This is a genomic window from Hydrogenophaga soli (genome assembly GCF_054777695.1).
Window position 1 is genome coordinate 1 of sequence record NZ_BAAHAK010000018.1, and the last position, 1001, is coordinate 1001.

Genomic DNA, 1001 nt, shown 5'->3' on the forward strand with positions numbered 1-1001 from the left:
CGGAAGTAGAACTGAGGACGGTAGTTGTTGAAGAACGGGGTGTGACGGCCGCCTTCGTCCTTGCTCAGCACATACACCTCACCGGTGAAGTGGGTGTGGGGCTTGATGGAGCCGGGCTTGCACAGCACTTGGCCGCGCTCGACGTCTTCACGCTTGGTGCCGCGCAGCAGGATACCGACGTTGTCGCCAGCTTGACCTTGGTCCAGCAGCTTGCGGAACATTTCCACGCCGGTGCAAGTGGTCTTCTGGGTGTCCTTGATGCCGACGATTTCGATTTCTTCGCCGACCTTGATGACGCCGCGCTCGATACGACCGGTCACCACGGTGCCGCGGCCAGAGATGGAGAACACGTCTTCCACGGGCATCAGGAAGGCACCGTCCACAGCGCGCTCAGGCGTGGGGATGTAGGTGTCCAGGGCGTCGGCCAGGCGCATGATGGCTTGTTCGCCCAGGTCGCCCTTGTCGCCTTCCAGGGCCAGCTTGGCAGAGCCCTTGACGATGGGGGTGTCGTCGCCGGGGAAGTCGTACTTGGAGAGCAGCTCGCGCACTTCCATTTCGACCAGTTCCAGCAGCTCAGCGTCGTCCACCATGTCGCACTTGTTCAGGAACACGATGATGTAGGGCACGCCCACCTGACGGGCCAGCAGGATGTGCTCGCGGGTCTGGGGCATGGGGCCGTCAGCAGCGGAGCAGACCAGGATGGCACCGTCCATCTGAGCGGCACCGGTGATCATGTTCTTCACATAGTCAGCGTGGCCGGGGCAGTCAACGTGGGCGTAGTGGCGGTTGGCCGTTTCGTATTCCACGTGGGCGGTGTTGATGGTGATGCCGCGGGCCTTTTCTTCGGGCGCTGCGTCGATCTGGTCGTAGGCCTTGGCCTGGCCGCCGAACTTGGCAGACAGAACGGTGGTGATGGCCGCCGTCAGGGTGGTCTTGCCATGGTCCACGTGACCGATGGTGCCCACGTTCACGTGGGGCTTGGTACGTTCAAACTTTTCCTT

General features: G+C 62.3%; 1 protein-coding gene. It reads right to left on the reverse strand.

What is annotated here, in order from left to right:
* The coding region (gene tuf / locus ACYVB7_RS19150; protein WP_460510467.1) for an elongation factor Tu at positions 1-1001 on the reverse strand (1001 nt) is incomplete at both ends.